Genomic DNA, 19,874 nt, shown 5'->3' on the forward strand with positions numbered 1-19,874 from the left:
GTAAGATATGCCAGATTTTTGCCATCTGAGGAGAGCAATGATGCCTGCGCAATTTTATCAACAACTTCGTCAGCAACTTGATGATGCACGTCAGGAAGGACTGTTTAAACAGGAGCGGATCATCACCTCTGCCCAGCAGACGGAGATCGCGGTTGGCGGCGCTCCGGCGGTGATTAACTTCTGTGCCAATAACTACTTAGGTTTAGCGAACCATCCGGCGCTGATTCAGGCGGCGAAAGAGGGGATGGATTCGCATGGTTTTGGTATGGCGTCGGTGCGCTTTATTTGCGGCACGCAGGATAGTCATAAGCAGCTGGAAAAGCGGCTGGCAGACTTTCTCGGCATGGAGGATGCCATTCTTTACTCCTCCTGTTTCGATGCCAATGGCGGCCTGTTTGAAACCCTGCTCGATGCGCAGGATGCCGTCATCTCTGATGCACTGAACCACGCTTCCATTATCGATGGCGTCCGGCTGTGCAAAGCGCAGCGTTACCGCTATGCCAATAACGATATGGCGCAGCTGCGCGCCTGCTTGCAGGAAGCGCGCGATAAAGGCGCGCGTCATATTTTGATCGCCACCGATGGGGTCTTCTCAATGGATGGGGTGATTGCGAATCTGCCCGCTATCTGCGATCTGGCCGACGAGTTCTCTGCGCTGGTGATGGTGGATGATTCCCATGCGGTGGGCTTTGTCGGGAACGCCGGACGCGGAACCCATGAATATTGCGACGTCATGGGCCGGGTCGACATCATTACCGGCACGCTGGGTAAAGCGCTGGGTGGCGCCTCCGGTGGCTACACCGCCGCAAAAGCAGAAGTGGTGGAGTGGCTGCGCCAGCGTTCCCGTCCCTATCTGTTCTCTAACTCGCTGGCCCCGGCCATTGTTGCCGCCTCGCTGCGGGTGCTGGATCTGCTCAGTGAAGGCGACGGGCTGCGTCAGCGTCTGTGGGACAACGCCCGTTACTTCCGGGAGCAGATGACGGCGGCGGGCTTTACGCTGGCGGGAGCCGATCACGCCATTATCCCGGTGATGCTGGGTGAAGCCAGCGTCGCCCAGGAGTTCGCCCGCCTGCTGCAACAGGAAGGCATCTACGTTACCGGCTTCTTCTATCCGGTGGTGCCAAAAGGTCAGGCACGCATTCGCACCCAAATCTCTGCGGCGCATACCCAGCAACAGCTGGAACGTGCGGTGGCGGCCTTTACCCGTATCGGCAAACAACTGGGCGTTATCGCCTGAGGAGTCCGTCATGAAAGCACTCGCCAAACTCAAGAAGGAAACGGGCATCTGGATGGTGACCGATGCGCCGGTTCCGGAGCCGGGCCACAACGATTTGCTGATTAAGATTCGCAAAACCGCTATCTGCGGTACCGATGTCCATATCTACAACTGGGATGACTGGTCGCGCAAAACCATTCCGGTACCGATGATTGTCGGTCATGAATATGTGGGGGAAGTGGTTGCGATAGGACAGGAAGTGAAAGGCTTTACGATTGGCGATCGGGTCTCGGGCGAGGGGCACATTACCTGCGGACATTGCCGCAATTGCCGTGCCGGGCGAACGCATTTATGCCGTAACACAATGGGTGTAGGCGTTAACCGCCAGGGCTGCTTTGCGGAGTATCTGGTTATCCCGGCCTTCAATGCGTTCAAAATTCCGGACAACATTTCCGATGAGCTGGCGGCAATCTTTGATCCATTCGGCAACGCCGTGCATACCGCGCTGTCGTTCGATCTGGTGGGTGAGGATGTGCTGATCTCCGGCGCGGGTCCTATCGGCATCATGGCCGCCGCGGTCTGTCGCCATGTCGGCGCACGTAACGTGGTGATCACGGACATCAATGAGTATCGTCTGTCACTGGCGCGCAAAATGGGCGTCACGCGCGCGGTCAATGTGGCGAATGAGGATCTGCGAGACGTGATGCACTCGCTGGGCATGACGGAGGGATTTGATGTCGGACTGGAGATGTCTGGTGCACCGCCTGCCTTCCGTTCATTGCTGGAGGTAATGAACCACGGAGGGCGGATTGCACTGCTGGGCATCCCGCCGGGTGAAATGGCGATCGACTGGAACCAGGTGATCTTCAAAGGGCTTTTTATAAAGGGCATTTATGGCCGGGAGATGTTTGAAACCTGGTATAAAATGGCGGCGCTGATCCAGTCCGGGCTTGATTTAACGCCGGTTATTACCCATCGCTATGGAATCGACGATTTCCAGCAGGGCTTTGATGAGATGCGTTCTGGACGCTCGGGAAAGGTGATACTGAGCTGGGATTAAAACAACGGCCGCCAGGGCGGCCGCATGATTAACTTTGTTTTTTCTCTTCATCGGTCAGGTAGCGCACTTTGCGCGTGTAGTCCTGGCCTTTGAAGTTCAGCGGCTGTTGCGGATTGGCGAGGTATTTTTGCCATTCCGACAGCGGAAAGCCGCCATGTGCGCCTACCACTTCAGGCGGGATCACCGCCGACTGACCGCCAATTTTCTTTGAGACCGGCCAGTTAGCCCATTCGCCCAGATTGACGGTTTTAATATCCAGCATGTCCAGCAATACCGCCAGCGGCAGCTGGTCAGTAGGCGGCTGGCTGTCGTTCATTAAATTCCAGGTATCATTAAACAGCGTCAGCCACAGCGGCGAAATGCGCTGCCAGACTTCACGGGTGGCAGCCAGGTAAGCCCCATTCACGTGATCCACCAGCCAGGGCCGGATACTGTGCGCGTAGTAGGCGGGAATCGCCTCTTCCGGCGCATCAGCCAGCTTGGCAATCATTTTCCCCTGACGAAAACTGGAATAGAGATGGCCGGGCTTCATCATAATCTCGGGCATCTTAAGCAGATTGAGGTCGGAATCGATCATCAGAATGCCGTCGCCTTTAGCCTGTAAGGGCGCCTGCAATTTAATCAAACGACTGCGATAGATCTGCTTGTAGCGATAACTCTCTTCCCGATGCGGGACATCCAGCGTCGCCACGCGGGTTTTTACTGGCAGGCTGCCAAAGGCGTGAGCCGGCTGATCGCTGACAATCACGATCTCTTCAGCCTCTGTCGCAAAGCGCGCTGCAAAATCGGCACTGAGCAGGGCTTCTTCGATATAGTCCGCGCCGGTGCAGGGGATCACGACAGAAGTGACCGGTACAGTGCCCTGAACCTCTTTCTGCGAATAAGGCAGGTTATGACTCGCCCTGATATGGCGATAACGGGGATTTAAAAAATTAAGCATGAGGTTTCTTTTTCACGACGCTTTGCAAAATATTCTCGACGCCGCTGATATAAGTTTCAATAGCGTACTGTTCACGTACGCGTTTCGCTGCCGCATTGATCAGGCGTTGACGTAAATCCGCATCCTGCCACAGCGCGGTCAGATGCTGGGTCAGTTGCACCACGTTGCCATAATCAAACAGCAGCCCGGTTTCGTCATGACTGATCAATTCGGCAGTGCCGACCACGCGGGATCCCACTACGGCGGTATTCACCAGCATCGCCTCCAGCACAACCCTTGGTAATCCCTCACTGCGTGAGGCAAGGATAAACGCATCAAAGGCGGTGAGGTAATCCAGCGCGTTGTTCTGAAAGCCCGTAAAGACCACATGCTGCTGGATGTTCTCTGCGGTAGCGAGTTGCAGCAGATGCTGAAGTTCCGGACCCGCTCCAACAACCACCATCTTCCAGTCGGCATCGGGATTAGCACGTTTAAAACGGCCCAGCGCCTGCAGAATATGGTGATTAGATTTACGCAATATCAGCGAGCCAATCGTGCCGAACACAAAGGTCGAAGGGGAGAGTTTAAAGCGCTGGCGTACTTCAAGGCGGTCGGGCAGAGGCTGGTGGATGTCGATAGCATTATTGACGGTAAAACAGCGTTCCGCATCAACACCGTGGCTGCGCAGGGTGTTATTCACGCCCTGTGACACGGCAATGATCGCCTGGCAATCCTGATTGACCATGCTGACCAGCCGCGGTTCCAGTACCGGATCGATACGGCAGTGTTGCACTACCGCAACATCCAGGCTGCGCGCCGCCAGATAACCTTCCACATTGGTGCTGGGCTGGTTATTCATATAGAGCGTGTCAAACTTTCCCAGCTGCAGCAGTGAATTGATTTTGCTGGCATTGGGCATAATGCGCCAGTGAGTATCAATCTGATCGATGGCGCGCTTCTTGAGCTTTTTATTAAAAAACAGCAGTGCCCGCGCGACTTCTTTAACAAACTTTGCCCAGCGTGGCTGCCTGATTTGCGGAATAAAAAAGACCGGGATAGCCAGCGCATTCAGCGTGGCCTCAATGGTTTCGTCGTTGCCACGGCTGTAGTTGTGATAGAAGCAGCAGGTGATATCAAACTTTTGACGATCGATACGCTTCAACAGCTCCAGCATACTGTTGGTGCCGCCGCCCCACTCTCTGCCGTTATCCAGCAGCAGGATTTTTTGTTTAATAATCGTCATCCCTATCACTGTTCCCGCACAGCACGTTATCGCCCGACCCAGGATTATAGTAATTTCTGCGTATAAATGAACGCTAAGCTGAACACTTAGCATTCATAGCAAATTCAGAACAGATTTTTTAGCGTGTTAAACAGCGGGCTGTTATTCACACTTTCAGCTATTACCGTTAAGGCTCGGGTGGCAGGAACCGGCGCCAGCGGCTGTTTCGGTTTACACAGGTCTGCAGGCTGGAAGCGCGGTGTCACCGGTTTTGCCGGCGCCACAGGCGGCCGTGAGCCGCTGTGCAGTGATTCGTTCAGCAGCTGACTGGGACGAACCAGCGTAACGTCGGCTGGCAATGTGGGTAACATCTGCTGCAGCACCCGCACGGTGTTAGGGTGGGGATGACCAATGGCAATGGCGTAACCGTCGCGCTGCGCCAGTTTCACCGCCCGACTGAACTGCTGGCGGATGGCATTAATATCCTGGCTGTCATCCAGAAATACCCGGCGTTTTAATACCCTGACCTGGGTGCCCTGTGCGGCAGGAACAGCCTGACTGTTAGCGATGGTCATGCTATCCAGAAAGTAGAGATTGTAGTGGTTCAGCGCCTGCATCACTTTCTGCATGCCGGGCAGGCTGGAGGTCATCCTGCTGCCCATATGGTTGTTCAGACCTACGGCATAAGGCACGTTGTTAACCGCATTGCGCATGATGCGGGTAACTTCTTCGCTGCTCATCTCCGGCGTTAAGGTATCTTTTTCCAGCGGCTGCTTGCTCAGCGGCGCCATGGGCAGATGGATCAACACTTCGTGACCACTCTGGTGCGCTTTGGTGGCCATTTCACGGGCATGTGGCGCGTTGGGCAAAACCGCCACTGAAATGGCCTGCGGCATCTGCAGGACCTTGTTCTCTTCGGCAGGGCGATAGCCTACGTCATCGATGACAATGGCCAGTTTGCCCGCCTGCGCAGCGTAGCTGAACAGCAGGGCGCTCAACAGAACGGGGATTTTTCGAAGTTGCAGCAAAACCTATTTTCCTAACCACGGGAGTGGATTGACGGCCTGTCCCTGACGTCGGATTTCAAAATAGAGCGACGGAGTACCGCGGCCACCACTGGTGCCCACCAGTGCGATAGGCTGTCCTGCCTTCACCTGCGTACCCACGCTCACCAGCGCACTTTGGTTATAGCCATACAGGCTCATATCGCCTTTACCATGTTCCAGCACGACCACCAGGCCGTAGCCCTGTAACCAGTCGGCCATCAGCACGCGGCCATCGGCGATAGCTTTCACCTCGGTACCTTCGCGCGCATCAATCACCAGTCCTTTCCAGCGCAGTTCACCCTGCAGCTGTTCACCAAAGCGATGTTCAATGCGTCCGCGTACCGGCCACAAGGCCTGCCCGCCCGCGCGACCGAGTCCACCGGTGCGCGCCACCAGTTCGCGTTCGCTCTGGGTCGGCTGATAGCTGGAGCCTTTGGCTTTCGCCTGCGCCTGACGCTGACGCACTTTTTCCGCCTCACGCGCTTCACGGGCGGCGCGCTCGCGCGCCTCGCGTTCCGCACGGGCGATCTTATCCTGCAGACGGCTTTCGTTCTGACGCATCTCGACCAGATCGGCCTGATCTTTTTCCAGCGCGCTTTCCAGTGTCGTCAGGGTTTTTTTCCGCGCTTCGCTCGCCTGTTGCAGCTTCTGCTGCTGGCCCTGCTGCTGCGCTAATAAGCCTTTCTGCTGCTGTTGCTTCTGCTCCAGCGTGGCGCGTTGCTGAGCCAAATCCTGACGCGTCTGTTGCAGCGATTCGATACTTTTCTGGCGCGCCGCATTCAGATAGCCGAAATAGGCCAGAATACGCTCGCTGCGCTTGCTCTCTTCACCGCCCATCAACAGCTGTACACCGTTGTGCTTACCCTGACGAAACGCCGCATCAAGCTGCTCTGAAAGCAGGTTTTCCTGTTGGGTTTGCTGTTTTTCAAGGCGGGCGATGGAGGTGGCAAGCTGTTTGATTTCGTCATTCAGGGCGTTGAGGCTATTGCGGGTGTCACGCAACTGACGGCTCGCCTGAGCGATGATTTTTTCCTGGCTCTGCAACTGATCCAGTAATTTGCTGCGCTGCAACTTTTGCGCTTTAACGCTTTTCTCTTTTTCAGCGATGTTTTGCTGAATAGATTGCAGCTGAGATTTGCTGTCTTCTGCACTAACGGCGGCGGCAGGCAATAACAGTGCCCCCGCACAAAGCAGGCTAAGGGAGAGGCTGGACAAGTGTGTGAACAACGGCAGGTTATCGCCGTTGGGACGGGTCCTTGTGTGCGAAACGGTTGTTTTTCCCTTCATAGGCCAATGATTATTCCACGATGAACCGCCGCTTACCAGTGCTCCCCACTGGCATTTGCTTTTCCAGTTATGTCCACTTTCACAATGACATGGATTAAGCCTTACGCCATTTTTGCTATTCAGCCACTTTTTTTGGAAAATGAAGCACAAATCGATACTCTGGCCGCATAGCATCTGTACATGCGAAGTGGCGCAGGTATACTCAGAACCCTTGTTTTAGCTTATTAGCCCGGTCTGGAGTCGTTACCCCTCATGCAAGAAATTATGCAGTTTGCAAGCAATCACCCCATCCTGAGTCTGGCATGGGTCGTTTTACTCGTTCTGGTGATTGTGACTACCGTTAAAGGAATGTTCTCTAAGGTAAAAACGATCAGTCGCGGTGAAGCAACCCGCCTGATTAATAAAGAGGACGCGGTAGTTGTAGACGTGCGTTCGCGCGACGATTTCCGCAGAGGCCATATTTCAGGTGCGCTGAATGTCGCAGCCGCTGAGATTAAAAAAGGCAACATCGACGAACTGGCAAAGCATAAAGCGCAGCCCATAATTGTGGTGTGTGCAACCGGACAAAGCGCGGGTGATTCTGCTGCGCATCTCAGCGCGGCCGGCTTTGAGCGGGTTTCAGTGCTGAAAGATGGTATCAGTGGCTGGAGCGGCGAAAATCTGCCGTTAGTTCGCGGCAAATAATCTTACAGAGGTGCTGATCATGGCAAATGTTGAAGTGTATACCAAGGCGACCTGTCCTTACTGCCATCGGGCGAAGGCGCTGTTAACGCAAAAAGGCGTATCGTTTCAGGAGATCCCCATTGATGGAGACATGGCGAAACGCGAAGAGATGATCAAGCGTAGCGGCCGCACCACCGTGCCTCAGATTTTTATTGATGCGCAGCACATTGGTGGCTGCGACGACTTATTCGCACTCGATAATCGCGAAGGTTTAGATCCCTTACTGCAGGCGTAATTTTACGCCGGACAATCTCATACATAGGATTTGGTCACATGTCAGAACATAACACCAACGAAATGCAATTCCAGATTCAGCGCGTATTCACCAAAGACATCTCTTTTGAAGCGCCAAATGCACCGCAGGTTTTCCAGAAAGAGTGGGAACCGGACGTTAAACTGGATCTGGACACTGCATCTTCTCAGCTGGCTGACGAAGTTTACGAAGTGGTACTTCGTGTGACTGTAACCGCCACCGTGGGCGAAGAGACCGCTTTCCTGTGTGAAGTTCAGCAGGCCGGTATTTTCACCATCAGCGGTATTGAAGGAACGCAGATGGCACACTGCCTGGGCGCATACTGCCCGAACATCCTGTTCCCGTACGCACGCGAATGCATTACCAGCCTGGTATCACGTGGTACCTTCCCGCAGCTGAACCTGGCACCGGTTAACTTTGATGCGCTGTTCATGAACTACCTGCAGCAGCAGCAAGGTGAAGAAGGTGCTGAACCACATCAGGATGCCTGATGACAACTCACGCTTCGATTAGCGTCATCGGTGCCGGTTCATACGGCACCGCTTTGGCGATTACGCTGGCCCGCAACGGCCATCCGGTGCTGTTGTGGGGACATAACCCGGCGCATCTGGCGCAGCTTCAGACTGACCGTTGCAACACCGCTTTCCTGCCTGATGTCCCGTTCCCCGACCATCTTTCTCTTGAACCTGATCTGACCAAAGCTATTGCTGCCAGCCGCGATTTATTGATCGTGGTGCCGAGTCATGTGTTTGGCGAGGTGCTGCAGCAGATCAAGCCTCATCTGCGGTCAGACTCGCGTATTGTCTGGGCGACCAAAGGGCTGGAAAAAGAGACCGGCCGTCTGCTGCAGGATGTGGCGCGGGAAATTGTCGGCGATGACATTCCGCTGGCTGTAATCTCCGGACCGACCTTTGCGAAAGAGCTGGCAGCCGGATTACCGACGGCTATCGCGCTGGCCGCAACGGATGCGCAGTTTGCTGAGGATCTGCAGCAGAAGCTGCACTGCGGTAAGAGCTTCCGCGTTTATAACAACCCTGACTTCATCGGCGTACAGCTGGGCGGCGCGGTAAAAAACGTGATTGCTATCGGTGCCGGGATCTCTGACGGGATTGGTTTTGGCGCGAATGCACGTACCGCACTGATCACCCGTGGTCTGGCTGAAATGAGCCGGCTGGGCGCCGCGCTGGGTGCCGATCCCACCACCTTTATGGGGATGGCGGGTCTGGGCGATCTGGTGCTGACCTGTACCGATAATCAGTCGCGTAACCGTCGTTTTGGCATGATGCTGGGCCAGGGCGAGGATGTAGATAGCGCGCAACGCATTATCGGACAAGTTGTAGAAGGTTACAGAAACACCAAAGAAGTCAAAGCATTGGCAGCCCGTTTTGGTGTGGAAATGCCGATCACCGAGCAGATTTATCAGGTGCTGTATTGCGAAAAGCCGGCGAGAGATGCAGCATTGAGTCTGCTGGGACGAACAAGGAAGGACGAAAACAGCACTGGCTAACGCAGGACGCGTAGCATCATCACCTGCAGCGCCCATTCAGGCGCTTTTTTTATCGGGAGAAAACAGCAATGTCGTCTGATGAGTTAGAACTGGTCTGGAATAATATCAAAGCAGAAGCGCGCGCCCTGGCTGATTGTGAGCCGATGCTGGCCAGCTTCTTCCACGCGACATTGCTCAAGCATGAAAATCTCGGTAGTGCACTGAGTTATATGCTGGCCAACAAGCTGGCTAACCCGATTATGCCCGCCATCGCCATTCGTGAAATCGTTGAAGAAGCCTACCGTGAAGATCCGTCGATGATTATGTCAGCGGCGTACGATATTCAGGCGGTGCGCCAGCGTGACCCGGCAGTCGATAAATACTCCACGCCGCTGCTCTACCTCAAAGGTTTTCACGCCTTACAGGCCTACCGCATTGGCCACTGGCTGTGGAATGAAGGCCGGCGCGCGCTGGCGGTTTATCTGCAGAATGAAATCTCTGTCTCCTTTGCCGTCGATATTCATCCCGCCGCCAACATCGGCCACGGCATCATGCTCGACCATGCCACAGGCATTGTGATTGGTGAAACCGCCGTGGTTGAGAATGATGTCTCGATCCTGCAATCGGTTACGCTGGGCGGAACCGGCAAAACCAGCGGCGATCGTCACCCGAAAATCCGTGAAGGGGTGATGATTGGTGCCGGTGCGAAAGTCCTGGGCAATATTGAAGTTGGCAAGGGAGCCAAAATCGGTGCCGGTTCGGTGGTGTTACAGCCCGTGCCGCCGCACACCACTGCAGCAGGCGTACCCGCGCGAATCGTTGGTAAGCCAGGCAGTGAAAAGCCGTCGATGGATATGGATCAGCACTTTAATGGCAGCCTGGCGGGTTTTCAGTTTGGTGACGGCATCTAGTCTTTAATCAGCGCGCCCGCATAATCAAGCTGGCGCCACGCTTCATAGACCACCACCGAGACGGCGTTCGACAAATTCATACTGCGGCTTTCCGCTTTCATCGGGATACGGATTTTCTGCTGAGCCGGTAACGCCGCTAAGATCTCAGCCGGAAGTCCACGGCTCTCCGGGCCAAACAGCAGATAATCGCCAGCCTGATACGCTACGGCACTGTGTGCGGGCGTACCTTTGGTCGTCAGCGCAAACAGACGCTCAGGCGACTCTGAGGCGATAAACGCCTGATAGTCGGCGTGGAATTTAATGGCAGTAAATTCGTGGTAATCCAGCCCGGCGCGGCGTAAACGCTTGTCATCCCAGGCAAAACCAAGCGGCTGAATCAGATGAAGCTGAAAGCCAGTATTGGCACACAGGCGGATGATATTGCCGGTATTCGGCGGAATTTCTGGTTCAAACAAGACAATGTTAAGCATAAGGCCCCCGATGACAGGGGCCGAAGCATAACAAATTATTGACGAGCGGAGGAGTAGAGCGGCAACCAGAGGGTCAGACGCAGGCCGCCCAATGGGCTGTCATCCGCTTTAACCCAGCCGCGATGTTGCTGCACTGCCGTTTCAACAATCGCCAGGCCAAGACCGGTGCCGCCTGATTCGCGATCGCGTGCTTCATCGGTACGGTAGAAAGGCCGGAAAATTTGTTCACGATCTTCCGGACTCACGCCTGGACCATCGTCATCAACGTGTACCGTGATGCCGGAAATATCGACGGAGAAGCTGACGCTGATATGGGTGTGGGAATAGCGCAGCGCATTGCGTACGATATTTTCCAGCGCACTCTCCAGCGCATGGGGGTTACCATAAAGCGGCCACGGGCCAGGCGGATAGGGGATATCCATCTTCTTGCCCATCTGCTCCGCTTCGAAACGGGCATCTTCCAGCACCCCATTCCACAACTGATTCGCCTTCATCGCTTCGCTGACCAGCGCATTTTTATGCTGGGTGCGCGACAGCACCAGCAGATCGTTAATCATGCCATCAAGACGCTGTGCTTCCATTTCAATGCGGCCCAGCTCTTTGCCTTCACCCTGGCGTCGACGCAGCAGCGCGGTAGCCAGTTGCAGACGGGTGAGCGGGGTACGAAGCTCATGGCTGATATCTGATAACAGACGTTGCTGACCGGTCATCATCCGCTCCAGCGCACTGACCATCTGGTTAAAGCTGGAACCCGCCGCCAGAAACTCTTGTGGGCCCGATTCCAGTTCCGGATGCTGACGCAGGTTTCCGCTTGCGACTTCGTCGGCAGCATATTTCAGCTTACGTGCCGGACGAGCCAGGCTCCAGGCCAGCCAGAGCAGCAGCGGTGAGCTGATGAGCATAGTGACGATAAGCAGTAACAGGGGACGGTCAAATAGCAGATTCACGAAATCGAGCTGGGAACTGTTGGCGGGACGAATCATGTAAAGCTGGTAGTTATCTTCGCCATCCCGAACGGCGAAAGGCCCTACCAGCTCAACACGACCATATTTCTTCTTCTGCGGATGATCGGCATTGTCTGACTGGCCGATAAAATTGCGGATAACCTGCATTTCGTTATGTTGCGCGCCGATCACCCGACCTTCACTGGTGACTAACAGCAGCCGCTGACCCGGCGGTGCCCACTTTTCCACTGCCCGAAACAGACGACGCCACCACATCAGATCGTTAGGGGGATCCTGTGACAGCTCTGCTTCGACGTGTTGCTCAATCATGATTCCCTGCCGCTGTTCACTTTCCAGCAGCGAGGTCATCTGTCGTGAATCGAGCTTGGGCACCATTAGCACCAGCATCAACACCAGCGCCAGCGTCAACCAGAAGATGGCGAAGATACGGGTGGTCAGACTTCCAATCATGATGCCGAAACCATCAGATAGCCGCGGCCACGTAAGGTTTTGAACCACGGATGGCCGTCACGGCGTTCAGGCAGCTTGCGACGCAGATTGGAGATATGCATATCAATAGCGCGGTCAAAAGGCGTCAGACGTTTGCCCAGCACTTCCTGACTCAGATGCTCACGCGACACCACCTGGCCCAGATGCTGCGCCAGCAGATAGAGCAGGGTGAACTCCGTGCCGGTCAAATCCAGCGTCACATCATCAAAACTGGCCTCCTGACGGCCAGGATTGAGACGCAGGCAGTCCACTTCCAGCGTGGGCGAGCTATTGTCGTGTTGCTGCTGCTGTTCACTCCAGTTTGAGCGCCGCAGAATAGCGCGGATACGCGCCACCAGTTCACGATCGTTAAACGGCTTAGGCAGATAGTCATCTGCGCCCAGTTCGAGGCCCAGTACGCGATCCAGCTCGCTGCCGCGCGCCGTTAGCATGATGACGGGGGTTTGATGTTGCTGACGCAGTTCTTTCAGGGTGTCGATACCGTTTTTCTTCGGCATCATGACATCCAGTAAAAGCAAATCAATTGAGTTATCGAGCAGGTTCAGCGCTTGTTCACCATCGCTGGCTACCACCACTTCAAACCCTTCCATTTCTAACAGTTCTTTTAAAAGCGAAGTTAATTCGCGATCGTCATCTACCAACAGGATTTTATTCATTTTTGTAGCCCTCCGCAGGCAAAATACCGTGTTCCTGGCGCACCTATCCATCGCTTTACGTAGTTTTACACCCCCTGACGGATGTTTGCAGCTGTCGCCGTACACTGGCTCTCGTTGAATCGCAAAACGGAACGAACTGGAGTACACGATGCGCAAATTAACCGCCGTCGTCCTTGCCTCAGCGATGGCTCTGAGTGTCGCCAGCGCAGGTGCTAAAGATGCGACGACGATTGACGAGATGCATCATGGCGGATTGCCGACAGGCAGTATGACGCAAAATCCGCAAAGCCACATGTTCGATGGCATCGAGCTGACTGAAGAGCAACGTCAGCAGATGCGAGACCTGATGCAACAGGCCCGACATGAGCGCCCGGTCGTCCATATTGACGATATCGCAGCACTACATGAGTTAGTGACTGCAGACCAGTTTAACGAAGCGGCCATCCGCGAGAAGGCGGAAGTGATCGCCAGAGTTCAGGTTGAACAGCAGGTCGAGATGGCGCGTGTACAGAATCAAATGTTCCAGCTGCTAACGCCAGCCCAGCAGTCGGCGTTACAGCAGAATTACCAGCGGCGACTTAATGAGCTGCGACAGTTTTCGAATTTGCAGTCAGCGTCATCGCTGCAGGCAGTGAGTAGTACCAGCAGTAACCAGTAACATAGTATCCCTGTTTTCCTTGCCATAGACACATCCCTGTCTTCCCCCGCCATGATGGTGGGGGTTTTTTTTATCTTTTTTTCACTTTTTTTATTTTGACTGGAATCATCACTCCGCAATAAAACCTTTGTTTGATTAGCGCTTGTTGAGCTTTTATGGGTAAGTCTCACCGATTCCTTACTATTCAGGTCATGACTTAAATTTAAGCGTACCGGTAAGGGTTTGACCGCCTGTTAAATATTATAACTCACTGAAAGTGAATGAATTACAGGCAGGTATAGAAAGCTTTAATTATATTTTTCAATGAGATAAATCCCCCGCGTTACGCTTGCCGGTTCAGGCGCACCCTCTACACTTAATCCTGTCACTGCAGGGAAGTTAAGTGTCTTTGCGAAGTCTCAGGGAGCAGCAACCACATTATGTAGTCCTGAATGAATCTATTAACGGAGTAAGTTATGGCAGAGCATCGTGGTGGTTCAGGTAATTTCGCAGATAATCCGCAAAAAGCGTCTGAAGCCGGTAAGAAAGGCGGCCAGAGTAGCGGCGGCGGAAATTTCAAAAACGATCGTGAAAAAGCATCAGAAGCCGGGAAAAAAGGCGGCAAAAAGTAGTCGTCGGCCCTTTCTCAGCCCGGACCAGGGCCTGAATGTGGCCTGGTACTGATGTGTATGACACTTTGCCCCGTCCTCCCACAGAGGCCGGGGCTTGTTTTTTTGTACCTGTCGCGCCTTCCCAAAAAAGCCTGATCCGTTGATCGACCCGCTAAGCAGTGCCCGCCTCCCGATGTTAAACTTGAGCCATTCATTCATTTTGGTGCGCATCTTCACTGATGCCGCACAGGGAACCTGGCATGCAACCCTCTTATGGCCGACTGGTAAAGCGTGCTGCGCTCGGCGCGACCATTCTTGCGTCTGTGCTGTTGCTCGTGAAAATTTTTGCCTGGTGGTACACCGGTTCGGTGAGTTTACTGGCTTCTCTGGTGGATTCACTGGTGGATATCGCCGCCTCGCTGACCAATCTGCTGGTGGTGCGTTATGCACTGCAGCCTGCTGACGAAGATCATACTTTCGGGCACGGCAAAGCGGAGTCGCTGGCAGCGCTGGCGCAAAGTATGTTTATTTCCGGGTCGGCGCTGTTTCTGTTTCTGACCGGCCTGCAGCATCTGGCGACGCCCAATGAGTTGCGGGCGCCCGGCGTCGGTATTGTAGTGACCGTGGTGGCGCTGAGCTCAACGCTGGTGCTGGTGGCCTTTCAGCGCTGGGTGGTTCGTAAAACCCGCAGCCAGGCGATCCGGGCTGACATGCTGCACTATCAGTCCGACGTCATCATGAATGGCGCTATTTTGATTGCGCTGGTGCTGAGCAGCTATGGCTTTGCCCGGGCGGATGCCTTGTTTGCGCTGGGCATTGGTATTTTTATTCTCTACAGCGCACTGCGTATGGGCTACGAGGCGGTTCAGTCATTGCTGGATCGCGCGTTACCGGAAGAGGAACGGCAGCAAATCCTGACGCTTGCGACAAACTGGCCGCAGGTGCAGGGCGTTCACGATCTGCGAACCCGTCAGTCCGGGCCGACCAAATTTATTCAGCTGCATCTGGAACTGGAAGATCAGCTGCCACTGGTGCAGGCGCATCGGGTAGCCGATCAGGTTGAGAAGGCGTTACGCAAAGAATTTCCCGGGTCAGACGTAATTATCCATCAGGATCCCTGTTCTGTGGTACCGTTCGAGAGAGAGGATTCTTTAGGTTTTTAACTTAAATGAATCAAATCGATACGGCAGGGATGACGTAACGCTAACATTGCTGCAAAAAATAGTGAAAAGTTGTCTGACCTGAATCAATTCAGCAGCAAGCCTTTGATATACTATCTGCCATCACGTGTCGCGCGAGTCGTAAAATGAGCTTCAGCAGCGATCGACAGGCAGGATTAACCCTTAGTTTTGAACAATCCAGAGGTTGTCATGATCAAAAAAATTGGTGTATTAACCAGCGGCGGTGACGCCCCAGGCATGAACGCAGCTATTCGTGGCGTGGTGCGTTCCGCGCTGAGTGAAGGACTGGAAGTTTTTGGGATCTATGACGGTTACCTGGGATTGTACGAAGATCGCATGATCAATCTTGATCGCTACAGCGTTTCCGACATGATTAACCGCGGCGGCACTTTCCTGGGCTCAGCACGCTTCCCTGAATTCCGTAATGAAGATGTGCGTCAGGTTGCCATTGAGAACATGAAAAAGCGCGGCATTGATGCGCTGGTTGTTATTGGTGGTGACGGTTCCTACATGGGAGCTAAGCGCCTGACTGAAATGGGCTTCCCGTGCATTGGTCTGCCAGGCACCATCGATAACGACGTTGCCGGAACGGATTACACTATCGGTTATTTCACTGCGCTGGAAACCGTGGTTGAAGCGATTGACCGCCTGCGTGATACCTCTTCATCGCATCAGCGTATTTCGATTGTGGAAGTGATGGGTCGCTACTGTGGCGATCTGACACTGGCGGCCGCCATTGCGGGTGGCTGTGAGTTCATCGTACTGCCTGAGTTCCCGTATACTCGTGAAGAGCTGGTAGCGGAAATCAAAGCGGGCATCGCCAAAGGTAAAAAGCACGCTATCGTGGCGATTACCGAGCACATCTGCGATATCGACGATCTGGCGCGTTTCATCGAAACAGAAACCAAGCGTGAAACCCGTTCTACCGTTCTGGGCCACATTCAGCGTGGCGGTGCACCTTGTGCGTATGACCGTATTCTGGCCTCACGCATGGGTGCCTACTCCATTGAACTGCTGATGCAGGGTTACGGCGGCCGTTGCGTCGGTATTCAGAACGAGAAGATGGTGCATCACGACATCGTCGACGCCATTGAAAATATGAAGCGTCCGTTCAAACGCGACTGGCTCGACACCGCGAAAAAACTCTATTAATTCCTCTTCGGGGTGTGCGACCTGGCGCGCCCCGGCACCCCGCCTCTATATTCCCCATGGTTATAACAGCTTATTTTTAATTCTTTTAGCTCTGTATTGGTTTATGTCACGCTTAGCCCATAACGACATTGGGAGAGTGCGTAATGAACAAGTGGAGTATCGGCGTTACCCTGTTGCTGGCCTCAACCAGCGTTCTGGCGAAAGACATTCAGCTGTTAAACGTTTCCTACGATCCAACGCGTGAGCTGTACGAACAGTACAACAAAGCGTTCAGTGCGCACTACAAACAGGAAACCGGCGATAATGTCGTGGTCCGTCAGTCGCATGGCGGTTCCGGTAAGCAGGCAACCTCCGTGATTAACGGCATTCGGGCGGATGTAGTCACACTGGCGTTGCAATCGGATGTTGATGCCATTGCAGAACGCGGTCGTATTGATAAAAACTGGATTCAGCGTCTGCCGGACAACTCTGCGCCCTACACCTCGACCATTGTCTTCCTGGTTCGTAAAGATAACCCTAAAGGCATCCATGACTGGAGCGACCTGACGAAGCCAGGCGTATCTGTTATCACCCCTAACCCGAAAACGTCCGGCGGCGCACGCTGGAACTATCTGGCGGCCTGGGGCTGGGCGCTGGATCATAACAACGGCGATCAGGCTAAAGCGCTGGCTTACGTCAGAGCGCTGTTTAAAAACGTTGAAGTGCAGGATTCCGGCGCACGCGGCGCAACCAACACCTTCGTTGAGCGCGGGATTGGTGATGTGCTGATCGCCTGGGAAAACGAAGCCTATCTGGCGGTTAACAAGCTGGGCAAAGACAAGTTCGAGATTGTCACTCCGAGCGAATCGATTCTGGCGGAACCGACCGTGTCGGTGGTCGATAAAGTGGTAGATGAAAAGGGGACGCGTAAAGTCGCCGACGCTTATCTGAAATACCTCTACTCGCCAGAAGGCCAGACTATCGCTGCACAGAACTACTACCGTCCGCGTGATGCTGAAGTCGCGAAGAAATTCGCCAGCACCTTTGCGCCAGTGAAGCTGTTTACCATTCAGGACAAGTTTGGTGGCTGGACACAGGCTCAGAAAGCCCACTTCGCCGATGGCGGCAGCTATGACCAGGTCATGAAACCGTAATGCGCTGCGGTCAGCGCATCCCTGCGCTGACCGCTTATCCTCCACAACCACGCCTTTTCTCCTTCTCCGCCCAGCCGCTGGGTTATCTGCCAGAATTCCCCGTGACATTTTTTTCTCGCCAGGCGAGGATGCAGGCTGCTAAGCCATTCAGGAAGCGTTGTTATGCCGACACATCGTCGTGCAACCCGCCTGGTTGCGGTTCTGCTGGTACTGGTCATTGCGGGGATGCTCGCTGCCGCACTGCATTTCAAAAAGAACAGTGATGCGTTGTGGCAGATCGTCAGCGAGAAATGTCTGCCTCACCAGCAGAGTGGTGGAGAACCTGCGCCCTGTCAGCGCGTCGATCAGCGGCATCGCTATGCCATGCTGAAAGATATGCACGGGCCGTTGCAGTATCTGCTGATCCCGCTCGACAGGATCACCGGCATCGAAAGCCCGCGGTTACTGCAATCCGCTACGCCCAACTACTTTGCCCTTGCCTGGGATGAGCGGACTCTGCTTGCGCAGCGACGCGGCTCACCTATTGATGATCGGGTCCTGTCACTGGCTATCAATTCACAGTATGGCCGCACGCAGAATCAGCTCCATATTCATATCTCCTGCCTGCGACCCGATGTGCGTCAGCAGCTTGATCAGCTGACGCCGCAGCTTAGCGGGCGGTGGCAGAGCATCACGCTGCGTAAGCATCGCTACTGGCTGCGTGCATTGACCCCGGACGAGCTGACCCGGCAGAGTGCGTTTATCCGACTGGCCGATGAGCGGCCACAGGCGCGCAGCGAGATGGGGAAATATGGGCTGGCACTGGCTGAATTAAGTGATGGACGACTGGTGCTGATGGCGCTAGAGCGAAACTGGCTGCTGCTGAACAGCGGTTCGGCGGAGGAGGTACAGGATCACGCCTGTCAGCTGATAGCGCCCATAAAAAAGGCGGCTTAAGCCGCCTTTAATCGGTACGTTTACTGCTTAGGCGCTTTTTGCAGCCGCAGCAGCTTTAACGATCACAGCGAAAGCGTCCGCTTTCAGTGAGGCACCGCCAACCAGCGCGCCATCGATGTCAGGCTGGGTGAAGAGCTCAGCCGCATTTTTATCGTTAACTGAGCCGCCGTACTGGATGATGACCTGTTCTGCGATAGCCGCATCTTTCTTCGCGATATGGTCACGAATGAATTTGTGAACGGCCTGAGCCTGAGCAGGGGTGGCAGATTTGCCGGTACCGATGGCCCAGACTGGCTCATACGCGATGACCGCATCTTTAAACGCTTCGGCGCCCTGAGTTTCCAGAACGGCATCCAGCTGACGAGCGCAGACTTCTTCGGTTTTACCCGCTTCGTTTTCCGCTTCGGTTTCACCAATGCACAGCACCGGTACCAGGCCCACTGACTTCAGCACCGCGTATTTCTTCGCGATGAATTCGTCGCTCTCTTTGTGGTAAGTGCGGCGCTCTGAGTGACCGATAATGATATATTTCGCGCCGATATCTTTCAGCATTTCTGCGGAAACTTCACCGGTAAACGCACCAGACAGGTTAACGTCTACGTTCTGCGCACCCAGTGCGATGTGGCTACCGGAGATGGCGTGTTTTGCCTGCTCGAGATAGAGAGCTGGCGGTGCAATGGCGACGCCACAACCCTCAACGCCAGACAGTTCCTTGCGCAGACCGGCGATCAGTTCAGCTGTGATCTGCTTGCTGCCATTCAACTTCCAGTTACCCATAACCAGTGGATGTCGCATTCTATCCTCCGCATAAAGCGATACATGAAAAATCGCTGCCAGCTGGCAGCGTTGTCTGCCAGACAGTATAGAGATCAAATGTAGCGATGGCTTTGCTTTTCGTCATTTTCGGCCTCATCATCAGGGGCTGGCGAGCGCCAGTTTGACCGGCTCAATGGCGAAGGTCAGCCCCTTGTCGCCGTTGTCAGCCACCACAAAACGCAACGCGCCCTCGACCTGCGCAAAGTAGGGTAAATCCTTACCTTGCTTCAGCAAACCCTCCAGCTTTTTACGTCCCTCATCGGCGCTCAGTCCCGGTACAAAGAAGCGCAACATGGCGGTCATGTAGGCCAGCGCTTTTTGCTGTGAGGCGTTCTGATCCGGGCCTGGCAACGGTAGCCAGGTAATCTGCAGCGTCTTAATTTTGCCGGTACCGGGCTCCAGCGCGGTAGACGCATAGAGGGTCTCGTTGATTTTGCTGGCGGCGCGCGTCAGGGTGCTTTTGTCGCCCCGATTATCAATGGCGCGATATTCCGGCAGCATCAGCGCCCCGTTGGCCTGATTATACTTTTCGCGGAACTGGCCGATAGTCATATCAAAGGTGGGGGCGCTCGCCAGCAGATAGGGGGCGGTGGGCAACGCATCGGCCCGATCCTGCGGTGGCGGATCGGCGGCAAAGACCGGAACCGTCAGCGCAAACGATAACAGCAGTGCGCCAGGCAAATTCTTCATTTTGTCGATCCTAAC

22 protein-coding genes are annotated in these 19,874 nt (G+C 54.6%); 13 read left to right on the forward strand and 9 right to left on the reverse strand.

Features of this window, described 5'->3' with window-relative positions; all coding sequences use genetic code 11:
- Window positions 1–40: 40 nt before the first annotated feature.
- The gene (locus ACK13D_RS19255) at window positions 41–1,237 is read left to right on the forward strand and encodes a glycine C-acetyltransferase (RefSeq protein WP_031292635.1); all 1,197 of its coding nucleotides are present in this window, start codon (window positions 41–43) and stop codon (window positions 1,235–1,237) included.
- A 10-nt stretch (window positions 1,238–1,247) separates the two neighbouring features.
- On the forward strand, window positions 1,248–2,276 hold the full coding sequence (tdh, locus tag ACK13D_RS19260; protein WP_010258251.1) for an L-threonine 3-dehydrogenase: 1,029 nt from the start codon (window positions 1,248–1,250) through the stop codon (window positions 2,274–2,276).
- A gap of 28 nt (window positions 2,277–2,304) precedes the next feature.
- Here the strand turns inward: tdh and ACK13D_RS19265 are convergent, their stop codons facing one another.
- The 4 genes from ACK13D_RS19265 to envC all read right to left on the reverse strand — a co-directional run bounded on the left by ACK13D_RS19265 (window position 2,305) and on the right by envC (window position 6,750).
- On the reverse strand, window positions 2,305–3,216 hold the full coding sequence (locus tag ACK13D_RS19265; protein ID WP_172608058.1) for a hypothetical protein: 912 nt from the start codon (window positions 3,214–3,216) through the stop codon (window positions 2,305–2,307).
- Window positions 3,209–4,438 carry a glycosyltransferase gene (locus tag ACK13D_RS19270; protein WP_010258244.1) on the reverse strand — a complete coding sequence of 410 codons (1,230 nt, stop codon included), beginning with the start codon at window positions 4,436–4,438 and terminating at the stop codon, window positions 3,209–3,211. The genes ACK13D_RS19265 and ACK13D_RS19270 overlap by 8 nt, the downstream gene beginning before the upstream one ends.
- A 104-nt stretch (window positions 4,439–4,542) precedes the next feature.
- Complete coding sequence (locus ACK13D_RS19275) at window positions 4,543–5,445, reverse strand: divergent polysaccharide deacetylase family protein (protein WP_052271778.1); 903 nt, start codon at window positions 5,443–5,445, stop codon at window positions 4,543–4,545.
- 3 nt (window positions 5,446–5,448) lie between these two features.
- The gene (gene envC / locus ACK13D_RS19280; protein WP_418796992.1) at window positions 5,449–6,750 is read right to left on the reverse strand and encodes a murein hydrolase activator EnvC; all 1,302 of its coding nucleotides are present in this window, start codon (window positions 6,748–6,750) and stop codon (window positions 5,449–5,451) included.
- Window positions 6,751–7,002: 252 nt separating this feature from the next.
- Here envC and ACK13D_RS19285 point away from each other — a divergent pair, with 252 nt between their 5' ends.
- From ACK13D_RS19285 to cysE, 5 genes are all read left to right on the forward strand, one after another.
- A complete protein-coding gene (locus tag ACK13D_RS19285) occupies window positions 7,003–7,434 on the forward strand; it encodes a rhodanese-like domain-containing protein (RefSeq protein WP_010258234.1) in 432 nt (143 codons plus the stop codon).
- 19 nt (window positions 7,435–7,453) lie between these two features.
- A complete protein-coding gene (gene grxC, locus ACK13D_RS19290) occupies window positions 7,454–7,708 on the forward strand; it encodes a glutaredoxin 3 (protein ID WP_010258231.1) in 255 nt (84 codons plus the stop codon).
- A 38-nt stretch (window positions 7,709–7,746) separates the two neighbouring features.
- Window positions 7,747–8,217 (forward strand): protein-export chaperone SecB, encoded by a 471-nt coding sequence (gene secB / locus ACK13D_RS19295; protein WP_010258229.1) that lies wholly within the window; start codon window positions 7,747–7,749, stop codon window positions 8,215–8,217.
- The gene (gpsA, locus tag ACK13D_RS19300) at window positions 8,217–9,233 is read left to right on the forward strand and encodes an NAD(P)H-dependent glycerol-3-phosphate dehydrogenase (RefSeq protein ID WP_187515571.1); all 1,017 of its coding nucleotides are present in this window, start codon (window positions 8,217–8,219) and stop codon (window positions 9,231–9,233) included. The genes secB and gpsA overlap by 1 nt, the downstream gene beginning before the upstream one ends.
- A gap of 68 nt (window positions 9,234–9,301) precedes the next feature.
- Complete coding sequence (cysE, locus tag ACK13D_RS19305; RefSeq protein ID WP_010258225.1) at window positions 9,302–10,123, forward strand: serine O-acetyltransferase; 822 nt, start codon at window positions 9,302–9,304, stop codon at window positions 10,121–10,123.
- Here the strand turns inward: cysE and trmL are convergent.
- Genes trmL through cpxR form a run of 3 tightly spaced genes read right to left on the reverse strand, consistent with a single transcriptional unit; the run spans window position 10,120 to window position 12,703 of the window.
- Window positions 10,120–10,593, reverse strand: a complete 474-nt coding sequence (gene trmL / locus ACK13D_RS19310) for a tRNA (uridine(34)/cytosine(34)/5-carboxymethylaminomethyluridine(34)-2'-O)-methyltransferase TrmL (protein ID WP_010258223.1) — start codon at window positions 10,591–10,593, stop codon at window positions 10,120–10,122. The two genes, cysE and trmL, sit on opposite strands and share 4 nt — an antisense overlap.
- Window positions 10,594–10,628: 35 nt before the next feature.
- A complete protein-coding gene (gene cpxA / locus ACK13D_RS19315; RefSeq protein WP_010258221.1) occupies window positions 10,629–12,008 on the reverse strand; it encodes an envelope stress sensor histidine kinase CpxA in 1,380 nt (459 codons plus the stop codon).
- Complete coding sequence (cpxR, locus tag ACK13D_RS19320) at window positions 12,005–12,703, reverse strand: envelope stress response regulator transcription factor CpxR (protein WP_009088062.1); 699 nt, start codon at window positions 12,701–12,703, stop codon at window positions 12,005–12,007. The genes cpxA and cpxR overlap by 4 nt, the downstream gene beginning before the upstream one ends.
- A gap of 148 nt (window positions 12,704–12,851) precedes the next feature.
- On the opposite strand from cpxR, the gene cpxP reads away from it, so the two are divergent.
- The 6 genes from cpxP (at window position 12,852) to ACK13D_RS19350 (ending at window position 18,353) form a co-directional block, all read left to right on the forward strand.
- Window positions 12,852–13,361 (forward strand): cell-envelope stress modulator CpxP, encoded by a 510-nt coding sequence (gene cpxP, locus ACK13D_RS19325; protein ID WP_010258214.1) that lies wholly within the window; start codon window positions 12,852–12,854, stop codon window positions 13,359–13,361.
- A 455-nt stretch (window positions 13,362–13,816) separates the two neighbouring features.
- Window positions 13,817–13,972 (forward strand): con-10 family general stress protein, encoded by a 156-nt coding sequence (locus ACK13D_RS19330; RefSeq protein WP_010258211.1) that lies wholly within the window; start codon window positions 13,817–13,819, stop codon window positions 13,970–13,972.
- A gap of 239 nt (window positions 13,973–14,211) precedes the next feature.
- Window positions 14,212–15,114: a CDF family cation-efflux transporter FieF gene (fieF, locus tag ACK13D_RS19335; RefSeq protein WP_010672078.1), complete on the forward strand. Its 903-nt coding sequence runs from the start codon at window positions 14,212–14,214 to the stop codon at window positions 15,112–15,114.
- A gap of 207 nt (window positions 15,115–15,321) precedes the next feature.
- The gene (gene pfkA / locus ACK13D_RS19340) at window positions 15,322–16,284 is read left to right on the forward strand and encodes a 6-phosphofructokinase (protein ID WP_003851263.1); all 963 of its coding nucleotides are present in this window, start codon (window positions 15,322–15,324) and stop codon (window positions 16,282–16,284) included.
- Window positions 16,285–16,427: 143 nt separating this feature from the next.
- Entirely contained in the window at window positions 16,428–17,417 is a 990-nt protein-coding gene (locus ACK13D_RS19345; protein WP_010258203.1) for a sulfate ABC transporter substrate-binding protein, read from the forward strand.
- 162 nt (window positions 17,418–17,579) lie between these two features.
- Window positions 17,580–18,353 (forward strand): CDP-diacylglycerol diphosphatase, encoded by a 774-nt coding sequence (locus tag ACK13D_RS19350; protein ID WP_187511602.1) that lies wholly within the window; start codon window positions 17,580–17,582, stop codon window positions 18,351–18,353.
- 27 nt (window positions 18,354–18,380) lie between these two features.
- Here the strand turns inward: ACK13D_RS19350 and tpiA are convergent, their stop codons facing one another.
- A complete protein-coding gene (gene tpiA / locus ACK13D_RS19355) occupies window positions 18,381–19,148 on the reverse strand; it encodes a triose-phosphate isomerase (RefSeq protein WP_010258199.1) in 768 nt (255 codons plus the stop codon).
- Between the two features lie 120 nt (window positions 19,149–19,268).
- Window positions 19,269–19,859, reverse strand: coding sequence for a DUF1454 family protein (locus ACK13D_RS19360; protein WP_045139511.1), 591 nt, complete (start codon window positions 19,857–19,859; stop codon window positions 19,269–19,271).
- Between the last annotated feature and the right edge of the window lie 15 nt (window positions 19,860–19,874).

Source organism: Pantoea sp. K16 (genome assembly GCF_048452805.1).
In the GTDB taxonomy this organism is placed as follows: Bacteria; Pseudomonadota; Gammaproteobacteria; order Enterobacterales; family Enterobacteriaceae; genus Pantoea; species Pantoea agglomerans.